The organism is Roseibium sp. AS2, from assembly GCF_038900065.1.
Lineage (GTDB): Bacteria > Pseudomonadota > Alphaproteobacteria > Rhizobiales > Stappiaceae > Roseibium.
In genome coordinates this window covers 102,190-122,249 of record NZ_JBBMQN010000004.1, presented here as the reverse complement: position 1 = coordinate 122,249, position 20,060 = coordinate 102,190, and the positions used below count along the sequence as shown (strand labels likewise).

Here is a 20,060-nt window from a genome sequence, read left to right as displayed (position 1 = left end):
TACTGATCATGCACCGCCGCCCCATCGACCTGAAACCGTCCGAGCTGGCCTATGTTCCCTTTGTCAGCGTCGACAACATGATGCGCAACGTGCGTGCCGTGGGCGTTGAAACCGTCCTGCGCGGCATCGCCGATTATATCGAGGCGGATTTCCTGCGTTGGGAAAGCTTCGACAAGAAACCGCGCATTCCCGCCCATGCGCCCCAGGGCGTGATCGAGCTGATGCCGACCAGCGACGGCAAGATCTTCGGTTTCAAGTATGTCAACGGCCATCCGGGCAACACCAACGAGGGCCTGCAGACGGTGACGGGCTTCGGCGTCCTGTCGAACCTGGCCACCGGCTACCCGCTGCTGTTTTCCGAAATGACCATCCTGACTGCCCTGCGCACTGCGGCCAATTCGGCCCTTGCGGCGAAATATCTGGCGCCGAAAGGCGCGACCACCATGGCCGTCATCGGTAATGGCGCCCAGTCGGATTTCCAGTGTCTGGCCTTCAAGGAACTGCTCGGCATCACCGATATCCGGGCCTTCGACATCGAGCACGAGGCCAGTCTGCGCCTGGCGCGCAACCTGGCCCATTCCGGCCTCAACGTGACCATCTGCAAGACGCCGGAAGATGCCATCGAGGGCGCTCAAATCATCACCACGGTCACGGCCGACAAGAAGAACGCGACCATCCTGAGCGACAACATGGTCGGTTCCGGCGTTCACATCAACGCGGTCGGCGGCGACTGCCCGGGCAAGACCGAATTGCACAGGGATATTCTGCTGCGCTCCGACATCTTCGTGGAGTTTCCGGACCAGACCCATATCGAGGGCGAATTCCAGCAGCTTGACCGGGATCACCCGGTGACCGAACTCTGGCAGGTCTATGCCGGCAAGGCGCCGGGCCGCATCTCGGACGACCAGATCACCCTGTTCGACAGCGTCGGTTTTGCCATCGAGGACTTTGCCGCCCTGCGTTACGTGCACGACCTCCTGCCGGAAACCGGCCATTTCGAAAAGCTGGACCTTCTCGCCGACCCGGATGATCCGCGCGATCTCTACGGCATGGTGCTGCGGTCCGGCACCTGCGAGGACGACCAGGCGGCGTGAACCGGTTTTGAAGCAGGGGTCGTTTGCGCCGCCCCGGCAGCCGTCAGGATGAATTCATTTGCGCTGACGGCTTCAAATCTTAAGAAAATCCGTGTTGAAAGAAGATCCGTTCAATTTCTTGAATCAGGTTTTCAGAGGAATTTTGCATGAATTTCAGATCTCTGGCTTTGTTGAGCCTTGTCTGCTGCGCGGGCACGTCCGCCCAGGCCGCCGAACAGTATTTCGACTACAAGGACTGGACCGTCCTGATCGAGACCGTCGACACGGGCGAGGATCTGCGCATTACCTGCTCGATGTGGACCGGGGGGGACGGCGATCCGACCGTCGGGTTTTCGATTTCGAACGGTGATGCGCTTCCGCCGGGCGTCTTTCCGGGTGTCCAGCTCACGGAAAGAGCCATTCGCGGCTATGCGACCGTGCTTCAGAACGACGAGAAGGTGAATTTCGTCTTTGATGACGGCGACAGTGCGCAGGCGACGGTCTTTGCCGGTTTCGATGAAGACGGTTTTGCCTTCGCGAAGACCAACTTTCCCTTCGAGAACAACCAGATTGTTCTGCAGGCCATGCAGCGCAACGGCCAGATCGACATCGTCGGACCGGGTGGACTTGTCTACACGGCGTCCCTGAACGGCTTCACCGCGTCCTATCGCAAGGTCGCCGAGCAATGCGGCTTCCCGGTCGACGGCGTGATCGGCTGACAAGGCGGTCCGCCGACAAGGGCGGGGCTCAAGCCGGAACCGGTTCCAGCGCCCCGTCGATCTCGGCAATGACGGCCTCGGCTGCCGCGCCGGGATCGGCCGCCTGGCTGATCGGGCGGCCGACGACCAGATAGTCGCTGCCGGTCCGCATCGCCTCCGCCGGGGTCATGACGCGGCGCTGGTCGCCCGCCGCGCTGCCCGCCGGGCGGATGCCGGGGGTCACGATGACCAGTTCGTCGCCAAGGATCGGTCGCAATCTTTCGGTTTCGGTCCCGGCGCAGACGATCCCGCCCATGCCGGCGGCTCTTGCGTCCCTGGCGCGGGTTTCGACCACATCCGCCAGGGGGCCGCGATAGCCGGCCGCATGCAGGTCCGCCTCGTCCATGGAGGTGAGCACGGTCACACCCAGCAGGCACAGGTCCGGATTGCCCTCTGCCGCCAGTCCGGCCACTGCCGCCCGCATGGTTTTCGGGTAGCCATGCACCGTGACGAAGGTCACGCCCATCTTGGCGACGTTGCGCACTGCTTTCATGATGGTGGTGTCGATGTCGTGCAGTTTGACATCGAGGAAGATTTTTCTGCCCTCAGCGGCCAGGTCGCGCGCCAGTTCCAGTCCGCCCGCAAATTGAAGCTCCATGCCGATCTTGTAAACACCGACCTTGCCGTCCGTCTGTCTGACCAGGTTTTCCGCCTCGCCGACCGTGGGGACGTCCAGCGCAAACGCAAGGCGGTCGCGCGAGCTTGTGGGTGCGAAGCGGCTTTTCGGCATGATCGGATCTCCTGACGGCAATGGGGATGAACCGTTCATAGCATTTCAGGCCATCAGGCGCCAGAAGCGGCAACACCGGGGGATCCAGGCAATCGGCATGCCGATGGGAGCGCGCTGGCTGATCCTGTCCCGACCAGATGGAAAACCTGCCGTGCCTTTCCCGTCGAAGTCGCTATTTCATTAGCCGTGTCAGGCTGCTACAACACCGCCGGTTCTGCTTCATCTTGAGGACATCAGCATGCGCACTGCGACTGTATCGCGCGACACCAAGGAAACCCGCATCGCGGTCGAGATCAACCTGGACGGTACCGGTTCTTACGATGTGAAGACCGGCGTCGGGTTCTTCGACCATATGCTGGAGCAACTGGCGCGCCATTCGCTGATCGACATCAAGGTGCGGGCCGACGGCGACACTCATATCGATTTCCACCACACGGTCGAGGACACCGGTATCGCGCTGGGCCAGGCGATTTCCAGGGCGCTGGGCGACATGGCGGGCATCACCCGCTATGCGGACACCCATCTGGCCATGGACGAGGCGCTGACCCGTTGCGCGCTGGACGTGTCCGGCCGGCCGTTCCTCGTCTGGGACGTCGCTTTCGACAGGGACAAGATCGGCGCGTTCGATACGGAACTGTTCGAGGAGTTTTTCCGGGCCTTCGCCATGAATGCGGGGATCACCCTTCATATCGCCAATCTTTACGGATCCAACTGCCATCATATCGCCGAAACCTGTTTCAAGGCGGTCGCGCGCTCCTTGCGCAAGGGGGTGGAAATAGATCCGCGGCAGGCGGACCGGGTACCGACGACCAAGGGTCAGCTCGGCGGCTAGGCAGGACACGCGCATGAACACCTTCGTTGTTATGGCTCCGCCTGAATTCGACGATGTCGGGGGAGATCCGCACCAGACAGAGCGTCTGGCATTCATTCCCGACAGGTTCTCGGTATTGGCGGTTCTGTTCTCGGTTTTCTGGCTGGTCGTGCACCGCATGTGGCTGGTGCTGCTCGGCTATCTCGCCCTCACCCTGTTGGTCGAGGTGGTGGCGCTGTCCGTCAGCCAGGAGGCCATGGCAGTGGTTGCCCTGTTTATGGCCATTGTGTTCGGTCACGAAGCCCAGGCGCTGCGCCGCTGGTCGCTGGAACGCAAGGGTTGGCGCGTCGTCGGCATCATCGACGCCTCCAACAGGGACGACGCGGAGCTGCGTTTTCTGCACAAGGCCGCCGACCGGATCTCCCCGGCACCGGTCCTGAAGGACGCCGAGCGCCCTGCCCGGCAGGCCATCGTACCAAGGATCGGCAGCGAACAGGTGGTCGGCCTGACCCTCGGTCCGGAGACCCGTCAATGACAATTGCGATTATCGACTACGGATCGGGCAACCTGCGCTCGGCGGAGAAGGCGTTCGAGCGCGCAGCCCGTGCCCACGCCCATGTGCCCGATGTCATCGTCACGTCCGATCCGGATCGTGTCCTGAAAGCCGATCGCATCGTGCTGCCCGGCGTCGGGGCGTTCGCGGACTGCAAGCGCGGGCTGTGGGCGGTCGAGGGCATGCCGGAGGCGCTGGAAGAAACGGTCAGGCAGCAGGGCAAGCCGTTTTTCGGCATCTGCGTCGGCATGCAACTTATGGCAAGCCGGGGTCTGGAATTCGAGACCGTTGACGGGCTCGGCTGGATCAACGGCGACGTCACCGAAATGAAACCGGCCGATCCGGACCTCAAGATCCCGCATATGGGCTGGAACACCATCGACGCTCGCCCGGAAAGCCACCCGGTCTTCGCCGGAATCGACACCGGACCGGATGGATTGCATGCCTATTTCGTGCATTCCTTCCATTTTGCCTGTGCCGACGCGGCTGACAGGCTGGCGACCTTCGACTATGCCGGAACCTTCACGGCCATGGTGGCGAAGGACAACATGATCGGAACCCAGTTCCACCCGGAAAAAAGCCAGCGGCTCGGACTTGGGCTGATCGCCAATTTCCTGGACTGGACCCCGTAACACGCAGGACTTCGGGAGATGACAATGAGCAAGGGATACTGGATCGCGCGCGTGGATGTGCATGACACAGGCGGCTATCCGAAATATGTCGAGACCGCGAAACCGGCCTTCGAACGCTTCGGGGCCAGGTTTCTGGCCCGCGGCGGCAAGACCGATGCTGTCGAGGGGCCCGGCCGGGCGCGCAACGTCATCATCGAGTTTCCGAGCTTTCAAAACGCGCTGGATTGCTATAATTCGCCGGAATATCAGGACGCGGTCAAGGTCCGCCAGCAGGTCGCCGATGGCGAGATCGTCATCGTTGAAGGAATTTAAGACAACATGATCCTCTTCCCCGCCATCGATCTGAAGGATGGCCAGTGCGTCCGCCTCAAGCTCGGCGACATGGACCAGGCCACCGTGTTCAACGACGATCCGGGCGCTCAGGCGAAAGCCTTCGAGGACCAGGGCTTCGAGTGGCTGCACGTGGTCGACCTGAACGGCGCCTTTGCCGGCGAAAGCGTCAATGGCGCGGCGGTCGATGCGATCCTGGGCGCGACGAAGAATCCGGTTCAGCTCGGCGGCGGGATCAGGACGCTGGACCACATCGAGGCCTGGCTTGCCAAGGGCATCACGCGCGTGATCCTGGGGACGGTCGCCGTGCGCGATCCGGATCTGGTGAAAGAGGCCTGCCGCAGGTTTCCCGGCAGGATCGCCGTCGGTATCGATGCCAGGGGCGGCCATGTCGCGGTCGAAGGCTGGGCGGAAACCTCCGAGCTGACAGCCGTCGATCTGGCGCGCCGGTTCGAGGACGCCGGCGTCGCGGCGATCATCTACACCGACATCGATCGGGACGGTGTCCTCAAGGGTCTCAACATTCCCTCGACGCTTGAACTCGCCGGAGCCGTGTCCATTCCGGTGATCGCCTCGGGCGGTCTTGCCTCGATCGACGACATTCACCGGCTTCTGGAGCCGGACTGCGCCATCCTTGAGGGCGCGATCTCCGGCAGGGCGCTCTATGACGGGCGTCTTGACCCGACAGAGACGATGAACCTGATCGGGACTGCGCGAAGGAAAGCTTCATGACCTTGAAAGCCCGTGTCATTCCCTGCCTCGACGTGAAGGAGGGCCGTGTCGTCAAGGGCGTCAATTTCGTCGATCTGCGCGATGCCGGCGACCCGGTGGAGGCGGCCAAGGCCTATGATGCGGCCGGTGCGGACGAGCTCTGCTTTCTGGACATCACCGCCAGCCACGAGGGCCGGGACACGATCTACGACGTTGTCCGGCGCACGGCGGAGGCCTGTTTCATGCCGGTGACCGTCGGCGGCGGCGTGCGCACGGTGGAAGACATCCGCAAGCTGCTGATCGCGGGTGCCGACAAGGTCTCGATCAACACCGCGGCAGTCAGGAACCCGGAGTTCGTGCGGGAGGCGGCGAAAAAATTCGGCGCCCAGTGCATCGTCGTCTCGATCGACGCCAAACAGGTCAACGCGCCCGGCGAACCCGAAAGGTTCGAGATCTTTACCCATGGCGGCCGCGAAGCGACCGGCATCGACGCGGTCGCTTTCGCCAGGAAAGTGGTCGGCCTTGGCGCCGGGGAGCTGCTGGTGACCTCCATGGACCGGGACGGCACCAAGTCCGGCTACAACATTGCGCTCACCCGCGCGATTGCCGACGCCGTGCCCGTCCCCGTGATCGCGTCCGGCGGTGTCGGCACCCTGGACCACCTGGTGGAAGGTGTGCGCGACGGCCATGCGACCGCGGTTCTGGCGGCTTCCATCTTCCACTTCGGTGAATTTACCGTCCACGAGGCCAAACAGCACATGAGTGACGCCGGTGTGCCGGTGCGCCTCGACGCGTGAAGCACCACAAGGGACCTAGCCGAATGACCGACTTCACATTGGAAGACCTGGACGGCATAATTGCTGCGCGCGCGAACAGCGCGGACGAGAAATCCTATACGCGCAAGCTCGTCAGCAGGGGCGTAGCCAAATGCGCCCAGAAACTGGGAGAAGAGGCGGTTGAGGCGGCGATTGCCGCCGTCCGGAACGACCGGGACGAATTGACGGCGGAGGCCGCCGATGTGCTTTATCATTTGCTGGTGGTTCTCAACGTATCCGATGTCCCTCTCAAGGATGTCATGAAAGAGCTTGCGAACCGCACGGGCCAGACCGGACTGGAAGAAAAGGCGTCCCGGCCCAGGGATTAGGACCCACGCCTTTTGTCAGCCGCGCAGCAGGGACTGCGAACAATGGATCAGAAAGTCGCCACGGCCCTGGACATGGATTTGTCCCCCTATCAGGTGTTCACCGATCGCCAGTGGTCCCGCTTGCGCGCCGACACGCCGATGACGCTCGACGAGCATGAGGTTGCGCAGCTTCAGGGCCTGAATGCGCCCGTGTCGATGGAACAGGTCGAGACGATCTACCTGCCGCTTTCCCGCCTGCTCGCATTTTACGCCGAAGCCACCATCAGCATCTATCAGGCCACCCAGAACTTTCTGGGCACCCGTGACGGCAAGACGCCCTTCATCATCGGTGTGGCCGGCTCGGTCTCCGTCGGCAAGTCCACGACGTCGCGTGTCCTGCGCGAGCTGCTGGCCCGCTGGCCGGCCAGTCCCAAGGTGGACCTGATCACCACGGACGGGTTCCTCTATCCGAACGCCGTTCTGGAAGCCGAGGGCCTGATGTCCAAGAAAGGCTTTCCCGAAAGTTTCGACCGGCCGCGGCTGCTGAAATTCCTGTCGGACATCAAGGCGGGCAAACGCTTCGTGCGCGCGCCGGTCTATTCGCACTTCTATTACGACGTCATGCCCGGTCACACGGTGACCGTCGACCGGCCGGATATCCTGATCGTCGAGGGGCTCACTGTGCTGCAGACACGCGAACTCCCCAAGGACGGCCGCGCGGTGCCGTTTGTCTCCGACTTTTTCGACTTCTCGGTCTACATGGATGCGAATGAGGACCTGTTGCGCAAGTGGTACGTGGACCGGTTCATGCGCCTGCGCGAAACCGCCTTCCGGGACCCGGGATCCTATTTCCACAAGTACTCGCGCATTACGGACGAGGACGCCGTGGAGACCGCCAACCGGATCTGGGCCGAGATCAATCTGGTCAACCTGCGTGAAAACATCCTGCCGACCCGGCCGAGGGCGGATCTGATCCTGACGAAGAACGCCAGCCACCGCATTTCCAAGGTCGCGTTGCGCAAGATCTGAAGACATAAGAAAACCCCCGCGGTCCGGCCCGGACCGCGGGGGCTGTTCAACACGTCATCTCCGAATGGCTTCAGGCGACCGAACGGCTGCGCACTTCCTGAAGGAAGGACCCGACCTGCTCACGCAGCATGCCGGCGTTCTGCTGAAGCTGCTGGGCGGAACTGTCGACCTTCTCCGCTGTGTCGCGCGTTTTTTCTGCAGCCGAGGCGACCGTTTCGATATTCGTGGTCACTTCGACGGTGCTGCGCGATGCCTCGGTGGCGTTGCTGGCGATTTCTTGCGTCGCCGCACCCTGCTCCTCGACCGAGGAGGCAATGGAAGACGCGATCTCGTTCATGTTGTTGATGATGTCGGTCACCGACGAAATCGCCGTGGCTGCATGCCCGGTCTCGTCCTGGATGGCCGTGATCTGGCTGGAAATCTCCTCGGTTGCCTTGGAGGTCTGGTTGGCCAGTTCCTTGACTTCCGCCGCCACGACGGCGAAGCCCTTGCCGAGCTCACCCGCGCGGGCGGCTTCGATGGTTGCGTTCAGGGCGAGCAGGTTGGTCTGCTCGGCGATCGCCTGGATGAGCGTGACCACTTCGCCGATCCGGCTGGCGCTTTCCGACAGGCCGTGCATGCGCTGATTGGTCGACTGGGCTTCCTCGGCGGCGCGGGCGGCGATCTCGCTGGACGACTGCACCTGCCGGCGGATTTCGTTGACGGAAGCCGACAGTTCCTCGGCGGCCGCGGCAACGGTTTCCACGTTGTGAGCGGCCTGCGAAGAGGCATTGGAGACCAGCCCGCTCTGCTCGGTGGTCTGCGCCGCACCGCTGATCATGTCCGCGGAGGCCGATTGCAGGTTCTGGACCGAGCTGTCGATGATGTTGAGCATGTCCATGATCTGGCGGTCGAAGTCGCCGCTGAGCTGCTGGATCTCGGCCCCCTTGCGGGCCGTCTCTTCCTGCGAGCTGTTCTGCTGCTCTTCCAGTTCGCGCCGCGCGGTCTCGTTGCGCACGAAGACTTCCATGGCACTTGCCATCTGTCCGATTTCGTCGCCGCGGTCGGCGCCCTCGATCACGATGTCTGTATTGCCATCGGCAAGCGTGCCCATGTTCGATGTCAGCGCGCGCAGCGGGCGCACGGTGTTGCGGACGGTGACAACAGCGATGGCAATCGCGATCAGCGCACCGATCACCACCAGCGCCAGGATGGTTGTCGCGGAACTCCAGTAGGCCGCGTCCAGGTCATCCATGTAGACGCCGGTTCCGAGCATCCAGGCCCAGGGCTCGAAGGATGCGCCCCAGCCGTATTTCGCCAGTGCCACTTCGCTGTTGGCACGCGGCCAGTAGTAAAGCAGCGACCCTCCGCCCGCTTTCGCCATCGTGATCAGTTCGGCAACGATCTTCACGCCGGTCTTGTCGGCGAAGCCGATCATGTCGGTACCGACAAGGGACGCTTTCGGGTGCACAAGTGCGATGCCCTTGAAATCGTAGGCGAACACGTAGTTGTTGTCCTCGAACCGGATGGCACCAATTGCAGCCTTCGCGGCGGCCTGGGCCTCTTCGCGGGACATTTCTCCCGACGTCTCAAGACCGTGGTAGTAGGCCGCGATCGAGACTGCGCTGTCGGTGATCTCCTCGATCTTGTTCAGCCGTTCGGCAAACATCGCACCATAGAGGCTGTTGAGGCTGACAACGCAAATAGCGATGGTGAAGATGAGGATCGTGGCGATCGGCAGGCTGATTTTCCACGTGATGGGCCAACGTGCAAAGGACATGGTCTTGAGATTCCTATCGGGTTATGTCCGATGAGGGTGAGGCGAATTTGCTGACCAATTGCTTAAAATTCTTGCGAATTCAGATGACGCCAACAATTATTTTGCGAAAAAAGAGAGTTTATGAATCCGGACCGCGATTTTATTGCGGGAATTTACAATGGCTGTGGCCACCCGGCATCAGCGTCTTGCGCAGAAGACGTCCCTCAGGCCCGGACGCGTCCAGGTCGCGTTCTGGACCTGACCTTTCAGCACATGCCCCTGAGATTCGAAATAGAAACTGTTGGCGCTGCCCTGACGCTGCAGGGTGACGGCCCCGTAGCCCATTTCCGCGACGGTTGCCGATTGCATGTCGGCGGAGAAAACCACGTTCAGATCGATCCCGGATGTGCAAAGATAATCGGCGACGTTTGCCCGCGCCGTCTGTTGCCCGAGAGACGGCTGAAGCGTGCCGTTGATCGAACCGGGCGGAACCGGTCCTGCGGGGAACCCGTTGTCGGGCTGGGCATCGAACCCGCGACCCGGTGCGCCCCAGGGATCGCCGCCGCTTCCGGGGATGCCGAGACCGGGAGGGCCCTGGATCACGATCTCGCGGTAGGGCGTGCGGGTGACGTAGATACCACGGCATTCACCGCCGGCGCCGCGCACGGTCCAGGCATGGGATATATAGGTCTGCTGCTCGAGGATCTGGCCCGGTTCGAGCCGGGCATAGGGCCGCTCGCCGCCGCGATAGTCGACCCAGTGAACCTCGACGGGTTGGCGACTGGCATTGCGGAAGACGATCTGGCCGGGCCGGACGGCTTCCACGGACCGCACCCGGCCGAGTTCGCTGCAGGACAGGTCCGATCCGGGTTCTTCGGCCCCGGCCCCAAAGGCGTCGTCCGAAACTACCTGCTGCGGCTGCGCGCAGGTCGCCACGAACAGGCGAACCGGATTGGCGCTGCCCCGGAGCGAAACGGAATGCGCCGGCAGGCCTTCAACGGCAATCGACAGGGCGCTGTAGCGGATCATGGCGTCCCAGAGCGGGTCGCTCATTTCGATATTGATTTCGGGAAGCGACACGCCGGCCGCATTGGCCGCCGCCGAGCCGAAGGCATTGTAGGTGCCCTCGAAGTCGTCGGCTGAAATGCGCACAGCCTGTGGCATGCCCTCCAGAAGGCCTGCCGGAGCCTGTTGGAAGGTGATCCTGGCGAAGCCGGACTGGGTGCTGCAATCCGCGCGGAAATCCCGGTCGTCAGTCTGGGGAACGGCATGCTGCAGCATCGTTGGCGAACCGGGTTGCGTTCCGGGTTCCGCCAGCCACTGCCGGGCCTCGTTTGCTGTGACGAGGACGGGACCGGAATTGGCGCCGCCGCCGGAAAGGCCGTCTCCCGGGCCGATATTCGCATCGTCCGGCAGGGACGAGGTCTGGGTTCCTGCGGTTCCGGGGGCCGATATGGGCGTGTCGACCTGATCCAGAGGCTTGAGGCCGCCGGTATCGGCCGGCGGATCGAGGTCGGTAATGGCGGGAGAATCATCCACCGGTGTCTGTTGCCGGGTGTCCGCAGGCGTGTCTGCCGGCGCGGTGCTGACGGGTCCGGTCGATACGCCGGAGTTGGTGCCGACCACGCGGGCCGCCGCGCCGGGCTTGCCGTCGCTGGAGACATCGACGACCAGCGTGCTGCCGGAACAGATATTGGCGTTCCTGTGCAACACGCGGCTGTTTTCGAGCGTCACTTCCAGCTTCACTTCACACGGCGGCGCAGCGTTGTCGCTGCCCTGGGTGTCGATCACGACACCCTTGTCGTCGCGGCTGATGATGGCGCGATATTTGCTGTTGAGAGTGATCGACCGGATACCGGGATCCGGCGGGTCGACATTGATGCGCAGGGTTTCGGGCACAGCCTGGGCGAGCGCCGCGGAGCCGGCGCACATCAGGGCCATGCCGTAGGCCGCGAGCAGTCCGGGCTTCAGCAGGGGAGTAAAACGTCCATGAGCAGCGAAAGGCCGCATAAGCGATCTCCATGGGAGCGCAACAATATCACCAGTTCGGACTACTTAGGCAAAGTGGCGGTGAAAGGGCAACCCTGCAATGCAGCGCAACCGCGTCTTCAGCGCGGCGCGCGCTTGGCGAGAATCCGTTGCAGCGTGCGGCGATGCATGTTCAGCCGCCGCGCCGTCTCCGAGACATTCCGGTCGCAGAGTTCGTAGACCCGCTGGATATGTTCCCACCGGACCCTGTCCGCGGACATCGGATTTTCCGGCGGCTGGGCCTTGTCTTCGGGCTTGCGGGCCAGGGCGGCGGCAATGTCGTCGGGATCCGCGGGCTTGGCGAGATAGTCGATGGCGCCGAGCTTCACGGCGGTCACGGCCGTTGCGATATTGCCGTATCCGGTCAGCACGATTGCGCGCGCATCCGGGCGTTTCTGCCGGATATTCTCGATCACGTCGAGGCCGTTGCCATCTTCCAGACGCATGTCGACAATCGCGAAGGCCGGCGCGTTTTGCGCGACCTTGGCGGCCGCGTCCCGAACGCTGTCCGCGGTTTCCGTGGCAAACCCGCGCTTTTCCATGGCACGCGCAAGACGCTGCTGGAACGGTTTGTCATCGTCGACGATCAGGAGGCTCATGTCCTCCGAAGTGCTCAGGGATGGTGTCTGGTCCGTCATCTCGTCTTACCGTTTTTTATTCTTACGCGTCGACCTGCGGCCCGGATGAGTCGTCCGTTGCTGCCTGCGTCAACCGGGCATTCTTGCCGTTATGGGCCGAAAAGGGCGCCTCGTCCACTGTGCTGTCGTGCTCGAAGGCCTTTCGCGGCCAACTGACACGGATATGGGCACCGGTGCGCGGCGGCGCCAGATTGTCGAGACTGAGTTTGGCGCCGGTGCGTTCGAGCAGCGTTTTCGCGATGAATATTCCAAGCCCCAGTCCGCCGCCGGTGCCTCTTTGCGGCGACTTGCCACCGCGGATCGAAAGATAGGGGTCGCCGATCTTGCCGAGGATATTGTCGGAAAACCCCGGGCCGTCGTCCATGATTGAAATCGACAGCGCGGTGTCGTCCCAGCTCGCCGACACGTCGACCCTGGTTTTCGCGAAATCGACAGCATTTTCCAGAAGGTTGCCCAGCCCGTAGCGGATGGCGGCGTTGCGGGTGCCGACCGGTTCGGAGCCCGAGCCGGACCGCGTGGCGTGAATGGCGACGCCGGTTCCCCTGTGCGGGTCGATGACATCTTCCAGGAGCTGCGACACCGGCATGCGCTGGTAGGTTCGGTCCGCTTCACTGGAAAGGCTGGTCAGCTGGCGCAGGATGCCGCGGCAGCGTTCGGCCTGCGAGTGGATCAGCGCGAGATCCTCCGTGTGGGGATCGCCGTCCTCCAGTTCGCCGGAAAGTTCCTTGGCCACAAGGTATATGGTCGCGAGCGGTGTGCCGAGCTCATGGGCGGCCGCGGTCGCCAGGCCGTCCAGCGCGTTGAGATGCTGCTCGCGTGCAAGCACCAGTTCTGTCGCGGCCAGGGCGTCGGCAAGCTGGCGGGCTTCCTCCGCGACCCGGAAAGCATAGGTCGCCATGAACCCCAGCGTCGACACCAGGGCGATCCAGATGCCGACCGAATAGACCACGGGCAGCGAGAAATCGTCGCCGACTGGCCAGGGCAATGGCAGGTGCAGGACCGCCAGAACGCTGGCGCAGACCGTGGCCAGAATGCCCAGAACAACCGTGTAACGCGCCGAAAGACCCGTCGCCGACACCATCACGGGCGCCATGAGCAGAAACGCGAAGGGATTTCCCAGTCCGCCGGTCAGAAACAGAAGGCCGCTCATTTGCAGGATGTCATAGGCCAGCTGCAGAGCGGCGGCCCTTTCGGACAGGCGCATTGCCGACGGCGAGCGGATCTTCAGAAAAATGTTGAACCACGCCGACAACGCCACCATGGCAAAGGCGGGGCCCGCGGGTGTGGGATATCCGAGACCGACATGGACCACCAGCAGCGCCGCGGTCTGTCCGCCGACCGCCAGCCAGCGCAAGCGCACCAGGGTATCGAGTTTCAACCGCCTGTGGGGCAGCGTGATATTGGATGTCGGATGATCGGCCATGGGGTCTCTTGAGACGAGGGCCCCGAGCGTTCATCTGAACCCTCGAAAGATGCCCTGACATTTTTTGGATCGATCAACTTTTGGATGTCTGGTCGCATTCGATTGAACCTCCGTTGATCTGGAGCAGCCTCTCCTTTTGAAGCGGATTCCGGGCGCTGGCAAGGCCGTTGCCCTTGTGTCTGAGGGTTCGAGATGCTAGCCAGCCGCTAACACGGCCGTCCGGATCACGCGGGCCGGCGGCCGACGGGAGGCACTTTTCGCTTCTCGTGTCAGATCAGCACCGCGCAACGGAATGAGACGATGACCGACACCAATGACGGCGGCGCACAGCCGCAGGCGGAAGGCACCGCAGCGCCGGGCATGCATATCCTCGGCCAGTACATCAAGGACCTGTCTTTCGAAAATCCGAATGCGCCGCGGTCCCTGGGACAGGGCGACCAGCCCAAGCTCGACATCAATGTGAACGTCGGCGCTCAGCAGATGGGTGAGGATCAGTTCGAAGTCATCCTGACGCTCAGCGCCAAGGCGGAACGCCCGGACATGGTGATGTTCAATGTCGAACTCGTCTATGCCGGCCTGTTCAAGATCACCGGTGTTCCGAAGGACCACATGCATCCCTTCGTCATGATCGAATGCCCGCGCATGATCTTTCCGTTCGCGCGCAACATTCTGTCCGAAGCCACACGCAACGGCGGTTTCCCGCCGCTGATGCTCGACCCGATCGATTTCGCCCAGCTGTACCGTCAGAACATGGCGCAGCAGGCACCGGCCGAAGGCGCGCCGAAGCCGAACTGACGTTTCAGACCCGGGTCTGTTGATTGCAACCCGCGCCGGCCCTGCCGGTGCGGGTTTTTGTTATGGAACGCAACGGGAGCGTCAGTCCCGTGCTTCGAAGGCGTTTTCGATCCGCTCCGGCAAAGCCCAGGGGCGGACGACGATGACATCGAAACGCAGGGTGTAGAAACCGGCCCTGGCGTGCTCGGCAACAAAAATCCTGGCCGCGCGGGTGATCCGGTTCCGGCTCGCCGGCGTCACCGCATCCAGGGCCGCGCGCCGGGTCTTGCGGGCCTTGACCTCGATGAAGGCGACTGTCTTGCGCCGTTTCGCGATCAGGTCGATCTCGCCGGCCTTCGTCTTGTAGCGCTGCTTCAGGATGCGCCAGCCTGTGAGGCGCAGGTACCAGGCCGCGAGATTTTCCGCCGAAAGGCCGAGCGCGTGGGCGCGCCGGCGCCGGTCTGTTGCTGCCCGGCCAGTTGCTGCCCGATCTGTTGCCGAATTCTTCCGACGGCGTGCCATCAGCCGTCATCCGCCTTCAGTTCGAGCGCGCGTTTGTAGACCGCGTTGCGGTCCAGCCCGGTCGCCCTGGCAACGGTCTTGGCGGCGCCGCTGACCGGCATTCCGGCAAGCGCCGCGCGCAGCAGGGCGTCGAGATCGCCGGCGTCAGCCTCGGGCCGGGCCTCCGGCGGGCCGACGAGAACAACGATTTCACCCTTGACCTGCCGGTCTTCGAACCTTTCCGCCAGCTCTGCAAGCGTGCCGCGTTCGAAGGTCTCGAAGCGTTTTGTCAGCTCGCGGGCGACCACAGCTTCGCGGTCCGGCCCGAGCGCCTCGCGCATCAGCTTCAGTGTCGCGGCGGTCCGGTGCGGCGATTCAAAGAAGATCAGCGTTGCCGGTACCTGTCCGAGTTCCTCCAGACGGCGGGTCTTGGGACCGTTCTTCGGCGGCAGGAAACCGGCGAACAGGATCGTGTCGCTCGGCAGACCGGACGCGACCAGTCCGGCAAGCGGGGCGGACGCCCCGGGGATCGGAATGACCTTGTAGCCTTCCGCGACCACATCGCGGACCAGGCGGAAGCCGGGATCGGACACGAGTGGCGTTCCGGCATCGGACACCAGGGCGACCGCCTTGCCGCCGGCAAGCGTTTCCAGAATTTTGGGCCGCTGCTTGTCCGCATTGTGCTCGTGATAGGCGATCAGCGGTGTCTTGAGGGAAAACCGGTGTGTCAGCGTTGCCGTCACCCTTGTGTCCTCGCAAGCGATCACGCTGGCCGCCGCCAGTGTCTCCAGGGCACGCACGGTGATGTCGCCGAGATTTCCGATCGGCGTGGCCACGATATAGAGCGCCGGTTCCAGGTTCGGAGCGGAAAAGGTGTGTTCCGCGAGGCTGTAGCGGTTCTTGTCCCCCGGTACCGGTGGTTCGGTGCCCATCTCGCCTCCATTGTGCATCCTGGATCGATCGACTTTTGATTTTCTGATCGATTCCGGTTGAAGATCCGCCGCTCCTGTACGCTTTCCTTGCGGGCGGCGGGCCGTTCGGGAAGCTTTTCTGTTCCCTGCGCTACCTTCGCGGGGCAACCGATGCAAGGCAAATCCACTATTGATCCGGGCGATATTCCATTGAAACGCCGCTAAAACTGGACAGGAAGGCGGCGAATACGTAAGTCTTCTCAACGGGTGGATTGACAGAAATGGCGGGCGGAATGCGGGGCGACAGCGTGCAACAGCGCAGACGGATATTCTTGAAAACGGCACTTGCCGGGACAGGCACACTGCTGCTTGGCGGTTGCATGGGCTCCACGCTCGGGTCGCTTCCCGGTGATCAGGTCCAGCCCGGCGCCCAGCCACAGACGACAGGTGAAGTCATCGGCACCGGCGGCGTGCGGGTCGGTCTGTTGCTTCCGCTTGCGAGCGCCGGCGGGAATGCCTCGATCGGTACCGTGTTCAAGAATGCCGCGGCACTGGCCTTGCAGAATTTCCCGAGCGCGGACGTCCAGTTGCTGGTGAAGGACACCGGCGGCACCGCCGAAGGCGGCCGCGCCGCGGCACAGGCCGCCATTTCGGAAGGCGCCGAGCTGATCCTCGGTCCGGTGTTTTCACCGGCGGTTTCCGGTGCCGCCCGCGCCGCCCGCGCGGCAGGCGTGCCGGTCATCGCGTTTTCGACCGACACCTCCGTTGCCGCCCGCGGTGTCTACCTATTGAGTTTCCTGCCGGAAACGGACACCAAGCGCATCATCGGATATGCCGCCGGCCAGAAGAAATCCTCCTATGCGGCCCTCGTCCCCGAAGGGTCCTACGGCGCGGTTGTCGAGGCGGCCTTCCGCCAGGAAGTCGGCCGCACGGCGGGCCGCATCGCGACCATCCAGCGCTACAAGCTGACCGGTACCGACACGGCGGACCTTGTCGCAAAGACGTCCGCGCTGAAATCCGTCATGTCCAGCATCGATGCCCTGTTCGTGCCCGCCGGTGGCGGCGTTCCGGCGCTTGTCGTGCAAACGCTGGTCAGCCAGGGTGCCAATCTCGGCAATGTGAAGCTGCTCGGTTCCGGGCAGTGGGACTCGCCCCAGATCAAGAACAACCCGGTGCTGGCCGGCGCCTGGTTCGCGGGACCGGAAGATCAGGGTTTCAAGGCGTTCGCGCAGCGCTATCAGAGCACCTACGGATCGCCGCCACCGCGAAACGCCAGCCTTGTCTATGATGGCGTCACGCTGGCCGCCGGCCTGATCCGGTCCGCGGGCCAGCAAAGGTTCGAGCACCGAATCCTGACCAACCGCGACGGCTTTATCGGCATTGACGGGCTGTTCCGTTTCCAGTCGTCCGGGCTCAACCAGCGGGGCCTTGCCGTCTATCAGGTCACCGGCAAGGGGGCCCAGGTCATTTCTCCGGCGCCGCGGGACTTCCGGTCCGGGTTCTAGGGTCTGTGGCCGGAAGACCTTATCCGCTACCATCGGGAGTGCTTTGAAGATGCTGAGCGGCAAGCAGATTGTGCTGATTATCAGCGGCGGGATCGCGGCCTACAAGGCACTCGAGCTGATCCGGCGCCTGTCGGAACGTGGCGCCCGTGTGGTCCCGGTCATGACAAGGGGCGCGCAGGAATTCATCACGCCGCTGTCGGTGGGCGCGCTGTCCGGCGGCAAGGTCTTTACCAGCCTGTTCGACCGCGAGGCGGAACACGATGTCGGCCATATCCGTCTGGCCCGGGACCACGACCTGATCCTGATCGCCCCGGCCACCGCCGACCTGATGGCCAAAGTGTCCCATGGCATCGCCGATGATCTCGCCACCGCCGTGCTGCTGGCAACGGACAAGCCTGTGCTGGCCGCCCCGGCCATGAACCCGAAAATGTGGCAGAGCGAGGCAACCCGTCGCAATGTGGCGGTGCTCAGGGACCGCGGCATAGCCTTTTGCGGGCCGGCGGCGGGTGAAATGGCGGAAAAGGGCGAAGCGGGCGTCGGTCGCATGAGCGAGCCGCTGGAGATTGCCGCCGCCGCCGAAGCGGTCTTGCGGGAACAGGCCATCGCGGCCGGGCAGCTTCCACTCGCCGGCAGGCATGTGCTGATCACGTCCGGGCCGACCCACGAACCGATCGATCCCGTGCGCTATATCGCCAACCGGTCGTCCGGCAAGCAGGGTCACGCGCTCGCGCGGGCCGCCTGGCAGGCCGGTGCCCGGGTGACGCTTGTTTCAGGTCCGGTGACCCTGCCCGATCCGGCCAATATCGACGTGGTCCACGTGGAAACGGCGGCGTCCATGCTGCAAGCCGTGAAGGGCCGTCTGCCTGCCGACATTGCCATCATGGCTGCCGCGGTTGCAGACTGGCGGGTGGCCGCGGAAGGCGGCGAAAAGATCAAGAAAGACGCCGGCGGCAAGCCCCCCGTGCTGGATCTGGCCGAAAATCCCGACATCCTGGCAACGGTCGGTCATGATGCCGGCCTCAGGCCGAAACTCCTGATCGGCTTCGCCGCCGAAACCCAGAACCTGATCGACAATGCCCGCGGCAAGCTGGAGCGCAAGAACGCCGACTGGATCATCGCCAACGATGTCAGCCCGGAAACGGGCATCATGGGCGGCGACGCGAACACGATCCGCCTGGTCAGCCGGAGCGGCGTCGAGGACTGGCCGGAAATGGACAAGACGGATGTCGCCCGCAGGATCATCGCCCGCGCCGCGCAGGCGCTGGCGGACTGATCGCCGCAAGTCACGCCGCGAAGCGGAAATAACTCATGCTGAGCGTGCCGTATTCGTAGCTTCGGTGCAGCAACTGCGTCCTGGCATCCGGACCGCCGGCGCCGAAGGCGAAGAACAGTGGCAGCAGGTGCTCTTCCGTCGGATGGTTGCGGCGGAAGTCCGGAGCGTTCTCAAGGGCGTCGAAATAGGAGATCGAGCCGGCCTCCAGACCGTCGTCCAGCCACCGGTCGAACTCCAGTGCCCAGTCCGGGGCAGGTGTTCCCTGGGGACGAATGTCGCGCAGGTTATGGGTGGTGCTGCCGGAGCCGGCGATCAGAACGCCCCTGTCCTTCAATGGTGCCAGGGTCCGTCCCATTGCATGAAGGGACGATGGCGTGCTGCCGGCCGGCAGGGACAGCGCGATCACGGGGATGTCCGCGTCCGGATAGGCCAGCGACAGCGGCACCCAGGCGCCGTGATCCAGACCCCGGTCGCTGTCCAGGTCCACTTCGTACCCGGCTGCTTCCAGAAGGCGGGCCGCCGCGTCGACGTGATCTTCATCCGCGAAGGCCGGATAGTCGATCTCGTAGAGTGCGTCCGGGAACCCCCGGAAATCGTGATAGGTGCGCAAGGGCCCCGGCGCAGACAGTTTCAGCCTGTCCGTTTCCCAATGCGCGGACAGGATCAGGATGGCCTCCGGCGTCGGCTGGGACGCGGCGAACGCCTTCAGGAACCGGCTCGCCGCCGTATCCTCGACAGCAAGCATCGGCGCGCCATGCGCGAAAAAAACAGGCGAAATTGTCTCAGTTTCCGCTGTCATGTGCCGCTCCCGGGTCTGTTTTCCACGCTTGAAAGAATAAGCCTTTCCTGCGCGGAAATTAGACCCGGAAACAAGGAAGGCTCGTTCAATCATCTTGAACAATGAGCCTTCGAAAGTCCGGCTGGTCTCTAAACCCTATTTGAAGCCCATGTTGATCAACTGGACGCGCCGGTTGACAGCCGCGTCGGGCTTGGACGGGTCGCGCAACTGCTCCTCGCCGAGACCGACGGCAAACAGGTATTCACCGGGCACCAGGAACGTGGTCACAAGCGCCTCGCGGACGGCCCGGGCCCGTTCCAGGGACAGGTTCAGATTGTATTCGCGCGGACCCTTGGCGTCGGTGTGGCCGACAATGAAGAAAGTCTGGCCCTGCAGGTAGGGCGTGTGCAGGGCGTCGGCGATCAGACCGACCGTCTCGAAGGATTCAGGCCGGATGCGGGCCGAGTCGAATTCGAAGGTGATCTCGATATTGAACTGGCGCAGCGTCGCCAGCTTGTCCGCCAGCGGCAGGCTTTGAGGCGTGTTTGCGCCCGGATACTTCTGAATGTTCTCCAGCGCCGCCTTCTGCAACTGGTCGGCGGTGATGTCGACCTTCTGCTGAGCGCCCTGCAGGGAATTGATGATCTCGTTGCGGCTGAGCTTTGTCTGGGCCGTCGCACCGGAGATGGAAAGAGTGAGACATGCGGCCGCGATACCGGCCTGAAGGAACCTGTTCATTTC

22 protein-coding genes are annotated in these 20,060 nt (G+C 63.4%); 13 read left to right on the top strand and 9 right to left on the bottom strand.

Features of this window, described 5'->3' with window-relative positions; genetic code table 11:
- Window positions 1-8 precede the first annotated feature (8 nt).
- On the top strand, window positions 9-1,094 hold the full coding sequence (locus WNZ15_RS12535) for an ornithine cyclodeaminase (protein ID WP_342893322.1): 1,086 nt from the start codon (window positions 9-11) through the stop codon (window positions 1,092-1,094).
- Window positions 1,095-1,240: 146 nt separating this feature from the next.
- Entirely contained in the window at window positions 1,241-1,792 is a 552-nt protein-coding gene (locus tag WNZ15_RS12530; protein WP_342893321.1) for a hypothetical protein, read from the top strand.
- Between the two features lie 28 nt (window positions 1,793-1,820).
- Here the strand turns inward: WNZ15_RS12530 and pyrF are convergent, their stop codons facing one another.
- Window positions 1,821-2,561, bottom strand: coding sequence for an orotidine-5'-phosphate decarboxylase (gene pyrF, locus WNZ15_RS12525; protein WP_342893320.1), 741 nt, complete (start codon window positions 2,559-2,561; stop codon window positions 1,821-1,823).
- 238 nt (window positions 2,562-2,799) lie between these two features.
- Here pyrF and hisB point away from each other — a divergent pair, with 238 nt between their 5' ends.
- The 8 genes from hisB to coaA are packed head-to-tail and all read left to right on the top strand — an operon-like array spanning window position 2,800 to window position 7,750.
- Window positions 2,800-3,393 carry an imidazoleglycerol-phosphate dehydratase HisB gene (gene hisB / locus WNZ15_RS12520; protein ID WP_342893319.1) on the top strand — a complete coding sequence of 198 codons (594 nt, stop codon included), beginning with the start codon at window positions 2,800-2,802 and terminating at the stop codon, window positions 3,391-3,393.
- 13 nt (window positions 3,394-3,406) lie between these two features.
- Window positions 3,407-3,907, top strand: coding sequence for a DUF2628 domain-containing protein (locus WNZ15_RS12515; RefSeq protein ID WP_342893318.1), 501 nt, complete (start codon window positions 3,407-3,409; stop codon window positions 3,905-3,907).
- A complete protein-coding gene (gene hisH / locus WNZ15_RS12510; RefSeq protein WP_342893317.1) occupies window positions 3,904-4,557 on the top strand; it encodes an imidazole glycerol phosphate synthase subunit HisH in 654 nt (217 codons plus the stop codon). Before WNZ15_RS12515 ends, hisH begins: the two co-directional genes overlap by 4 nt.
- 24 nt (window positions 4,558-4,581) lie before the next feature.
- On the top strand, window positions 4,582-4,869 hold the full coding sequence (locus tag WNZ15_RS12505) for a DUF1330 domain-containing protein (protein ID WP_342893316.1): 288 nt from the start codon (window positions 4,582-4,584) through the stop codon (window positions 4,867-4,869).
- 6 nt (window positions 4,870-4,875) lie between these two features.
- Window positions 4,876-5,619 carry a 1-(5-phosphoribosyl)-5-[(5-phosphoribosylamino)methylideneamino]imidazole-4-carboxamide isomerase gene (hisA, locus tag WNZ15_RS12500; RefSeq protein ID WP_342893315.1) on the top strand — a complete coding sequence of 248 codons (744 nt, stop codon included), beginning with the start codon at window positions 4,876-4,878 and terminating at the stop codon, window positions 5,617-5,619.
- On the top strand, window positions 5,616-6,395 hold the full coding sequence (hisF, locus tag WNZ15_RS12495; RefSeq protein WP_342893314.1) for an imidazole glycerol phosphate synthase subunit HisF: 780 nt from the start codon (window positions 5,616-5,618) through the stop codon (window positions 6,393-6,395). The genes hisA and hisF overlap by 4 nt, the downstream gene beginning before the upstream one ends.
- A 23-nt stretch (window positions 6,396-6,418) precedes the next feature.
- Window positions 6,419-6,742: a phosphoribosyl-ATP diphosphatase gene (locus WNZ15_RS12490; protein WP_342893313.1), complete on the top strand. Its 324-nt coding sequence runs from the start codon at window positions 6,419-6,421 to the stop codon at window positions 6,740-6,742.
- A gap of 42 nt (window positions 6,743-6,784) precedes the next feature.
- The gene (gene coaA / locus WNZ15_RS12485) at window positions 6,785-7,750 is read left to right on the top strand and encodes a type I pantothenate kinase (RefSeq protein ID WP_342893312.1); all 966 of its coding nucleotides are present in this window, start codon (window positions 6,785-6,787) and stop codon (window positions 7,748-7,750) included.
- A gap of 70 nt (window positions 7,751-7,820) precedes the next feature.
- On the opposite strand, the gene WNZ15_RS12480 is transcribed toward coaA, so the two are convergent.
- From WNZ15_RS12480 to WNZ15_RS12465, 4 genes are all read right to left on the bottom strand, one after another.
- Window positions 7,821-9,509 carry a methyl-accepting chemotaxis protein gene (locus tag WNZ15_RS12480; protein WP_342893311.1) on the bottom strand — a complete coding sequence of 563 codons (1,689 nt, stop codon included), beginning with the start codon at window positions 9,507-9,509 and terminating at the stop codon, window positions 7,821-7,823.
- Window positions 9,510-9,686: 177 nt separating this feature from the next.
- Window positions 9,687-11,498 carry a hypothetical protein gene (locus tag WNZ15_RS12475; protein ID WP_342893310.1) on the bottom strand — a complete coding sequence of 604 codons (1,812 nt, stop codon included), beginning with the start codon at window positions 11,496-11,498 and terminating at the stop codon, window positions 9,687-9,689.
- Window positions 11,499-11,596: 98 nt separating this feature from the next.
- On the bottom strand, window positions 11,597-12,154 hold the full coding sequence (locus WNZ15_RS12470) for an ActR/PrrA/RegA family redox response regulator transcription factor (protein ID WP_342893309.1): 558 nt from the start codon (window positions 12,152-12,154) through the stop codon (window positions 11,597-11,599).
- 22 nt (window positions 12,155-12,176) lie between these two features.
- Window positions 12,177-13,577, bottom strand: coding sequence for an ActS/PrrB/RegB family redox-sensitive histidine kinase (locus WNZ15_RS12465; protein ID WP_342893308.1), 1,401 nt, complete (start codon window positions 13,575-13,577; stop codon window positions 12,177-12,179).
- A 300-nt stretch (window positions 13,578-13,877) separates the two neighbouring features.
- Here WNZ15_RS12465 and secB point away from each other — a divergent pair, with 300 nt between their 5' ends.
- Window positions 13,878-14,372, top strand: coding sequence for a protein-export chaperone SecB (secB, locus tag WNZ15_RS12460; RefSeq protein ID WP_342893307.1), 495 nt, complete (start codon window positions 13,878-13,880; stop codon window positions 14,370-14,372).
- Window positions 14,373-14,453: 81 nt separating this feature from the next.
- On the opposite strand, the gene WNZ15_RS12455 is transcribed toward secB, so the two are convergent.
- Window positions 14,454-14,873: a YraN family protein gene (locus WNZ15_RS12455; protein WP_342893306.1), complete on the bottom strand. Its 420-nt coding sequence runs from the start codon at window positions 14,871-14,873 to the stop codon at window positions 14,454-14,456.
- Window positions 14,873-15,784 (bottom strand): 16S rRNA (cytidine(1402)-2'-O)-methyltransferase, encoded by a 912-nt coding sequence (rsmI, locus tag WNZ15_RS12450; RefSeq protein WP_342893305.1) that lies wholly within the window; start codon window positions 15,782-15,784, stop codon window positions 14,873-14,875. Before rsmI ends, WNZ15_RS12455 begins: the two co-directional genes overlap by 1 nt.
- Before the next feature lie 311 nt (window positions 15,785-16,095).
- Between rsmI and WNZ15_RS12445 the strand changes: the two genes are divergently transcribed.
- Together WNZ15_RS12445 and coaBC are read left to right on the top strand one after the other, a co-directional pair.
- Window positions 16,096-17,268, top strand: a complete 1,173-nt coding sequence (locus WNZ15_RS12445) for a penicillin-binding protein activator (protein WP_342893304.1) — start codon at window positions 16,096-16,098, stop codon at window positions 17,266-17,268.
- Between the two features lie 49 nt (window positions 17,269-17,317).
- A complete protein-coding gene (gene coaBC / locus WNZ15_RS12440; protein ID WP_342893303.1) occupies window positions 17,318-18,541 on the top strand; it encodes a bifunctional phosphopantothenoylcysteine decarboxylase/phosphopantothenate--cysteine ligase CoaBC in 1,224 nt (407 codons plus the stop codon).
- Between the two features lie 10 nt (window positions 18,542-18,551).
- Here the strand turns inward: coaBC and WNZ15_RS12435 are convergent, their stop codons facing one another.
- Complete coding sequence (locus tag WNZ15_RS12435) at window positions 18,552-19,340, bottom strand: class III extradiol ring-cleavage dioxygenase (RefSeq protein ID WP_342893302.1); 789 nt, start codon at window positions 19,338-19,340, stop codon at window positions 18,552-18,554.
- Between the two features lie 135 nt (window positions 19,341-19,475).
- Entirely contained in the window at window positions 19,476-20,057 is a 582-nt protein-coding gene (locus WNZ15_RS12430) for an OmpA family protein (protein ID WP_342893301.1), read from the bottom strand.
- Window positions 20,058-20,060: the final 3 nt, after the last annotated feature.

Excerpts from the sequence above, each read along its gene's own strand:
- WNZ15_RS12535 (WP_342893322.1), top strand. The coding sequence starts at position 9 with ATGCACCGCCGCCCCATCGACCTGAAACCGTCCGAGCTGGCCTATGTT.
- WNZ15_RS12530 (WP_342893321.1), top strand. The coding sequence starts at position 1,241 with ATGAATTTCAGATCTCTGGCTTTGTTGAGCCTTGTCTGCTGCGCGGGC.
- pyrF (WP_342893320.1), bottom strand. The coding sequence starts at position 2,561 with ATGCCGAAAAGCCGCTTCGCACCCACAAGCTCGCGCGACCGCCTTGCG.
- hisB (WP_342893319.1), top strand. The coding sequence starts at position 2,800 with ATGCGCACTGCGACTGTATCGCGCGACACCAAGGAAACCCGCATCGCG.
- WNZ15_RS12515 (WP_342893318.1), top strand. The coding sequence starts at position 3,407 with ATGAACACCTTCGTTGTTATGGCTCCGCCTGAATTCGACGATGTCGGG.
- hisH (WP_342893317.1), top strand. The coding sequence starts at position 3,904 with ATGACAATTGCGATTATCGACTACGGATCGGGCAACCTGCGCTCGGCG.
- WNZ15_RS12505 (WP_342893316.1), top strand. The coding sequence starts at position 4,582 with ATGAGCAAGGGATACTGGATCGCGCGCGTGGATGTGCATGACACAGGC.
- hisA (WP_342893315.1), top strand. The coding sequence starts at position 4,876 with ATGATCCTCTTCCCCGCCATCGATCTGAAGGATGGCCAGTGCGTCCGC.
- hisF (WP_342893314.1), top strand. The coding sequence starts at position 5,616 with ATGACCTTGAAAGCCCGTGTCATTCCCTGCCTCGACGTGAAGGAGGGC.
- WNZ15_RS12490 (WP_342893313.1), top strand. The coding sequence starts at position 6,419 with ATGACCGACTTCACATTGGAAGACCTGGACGGCATAATTGCTGCGCGC.
- coaA (WP_342893312.1), top strand. The coding sequence starts at position 6,785 with ATGGATCAGAAAGTCGCCACGGCCCTGGACATGGATTTGTCCCCCTAT.
- WNZ15_RS12480 (WP_342893311.1), bottom strand. The coding sequence starts at position 9,509 with ATGTCCTTTGCACGTTGGCCCATCACGTGGAAAATCAGCCTGCCGATC.
- WNZ15_RS12475 (WP_342893310.1), bottom strand. The coding sequence starts at position 11,498 with ATGCGGCCTTTCGCTGCTCATGGACGTTTTACTCCCCTGCTGAAGCCC.
- WNZ15_RS12470 (WP_342893309.1), bottom strand. The coding sequence starts at position 12,154 with ATGACGGACCAGACACCATCCCTGAGCACTTCGGAGGACATGAGCCTC.
- WNZ15_RS12465 (WP_342893308.1), bottom strand. The coding sequence starts at position 13,577 with ATGGCCGATCATCCGACATCCAATATCACGCTGCCCCACAGGCGGTTG.
- secB (WP_342893307.1), top strand. The coding sequence starts at position 13,878 with ATGACCGACACCAATGACGGCGGCGCACAGCCGCAGGCGGAAGGCACC.
- WNZ15_RS12455 (WP_342893306.1), bottom strand. The coding sequence starts at position 14,873 with ATGGCACGCCGTCGGAAGAATTCGGCAACAGATCGGGCAGCAACTGGC.
- rsmI (WP_342893305.1), bottom strand. The coding sequence starts at position 15,784 with ATGGGCACCGAACCACCGGTACCGGGGGACAAGAACCGCTACAGCCTC.
- coaBC (WP_342893303.1), top strand. The coding sequence starts at position 17,318 with ATGCTGAGCGGCAAGCAGATTGTGCTGATTATCAGCGGCGGGATCGCG.
- WNZ15_RS12435 (WP_342893302.1), bottom strand. The coding sequence starts at position 19,340 with ATGACAGCGGAAACTGAGACAATTTCGCCTGTTTTTTTCGCGCATGGC.
- WNZ15_RS12430 (WP_342893301.1), bottom strand. The coding sequence starts at position 20,057 with ATGAACAGGTTCCTTCAGGCCGGTATCGCGGCCGCATGTCTCACTCTT.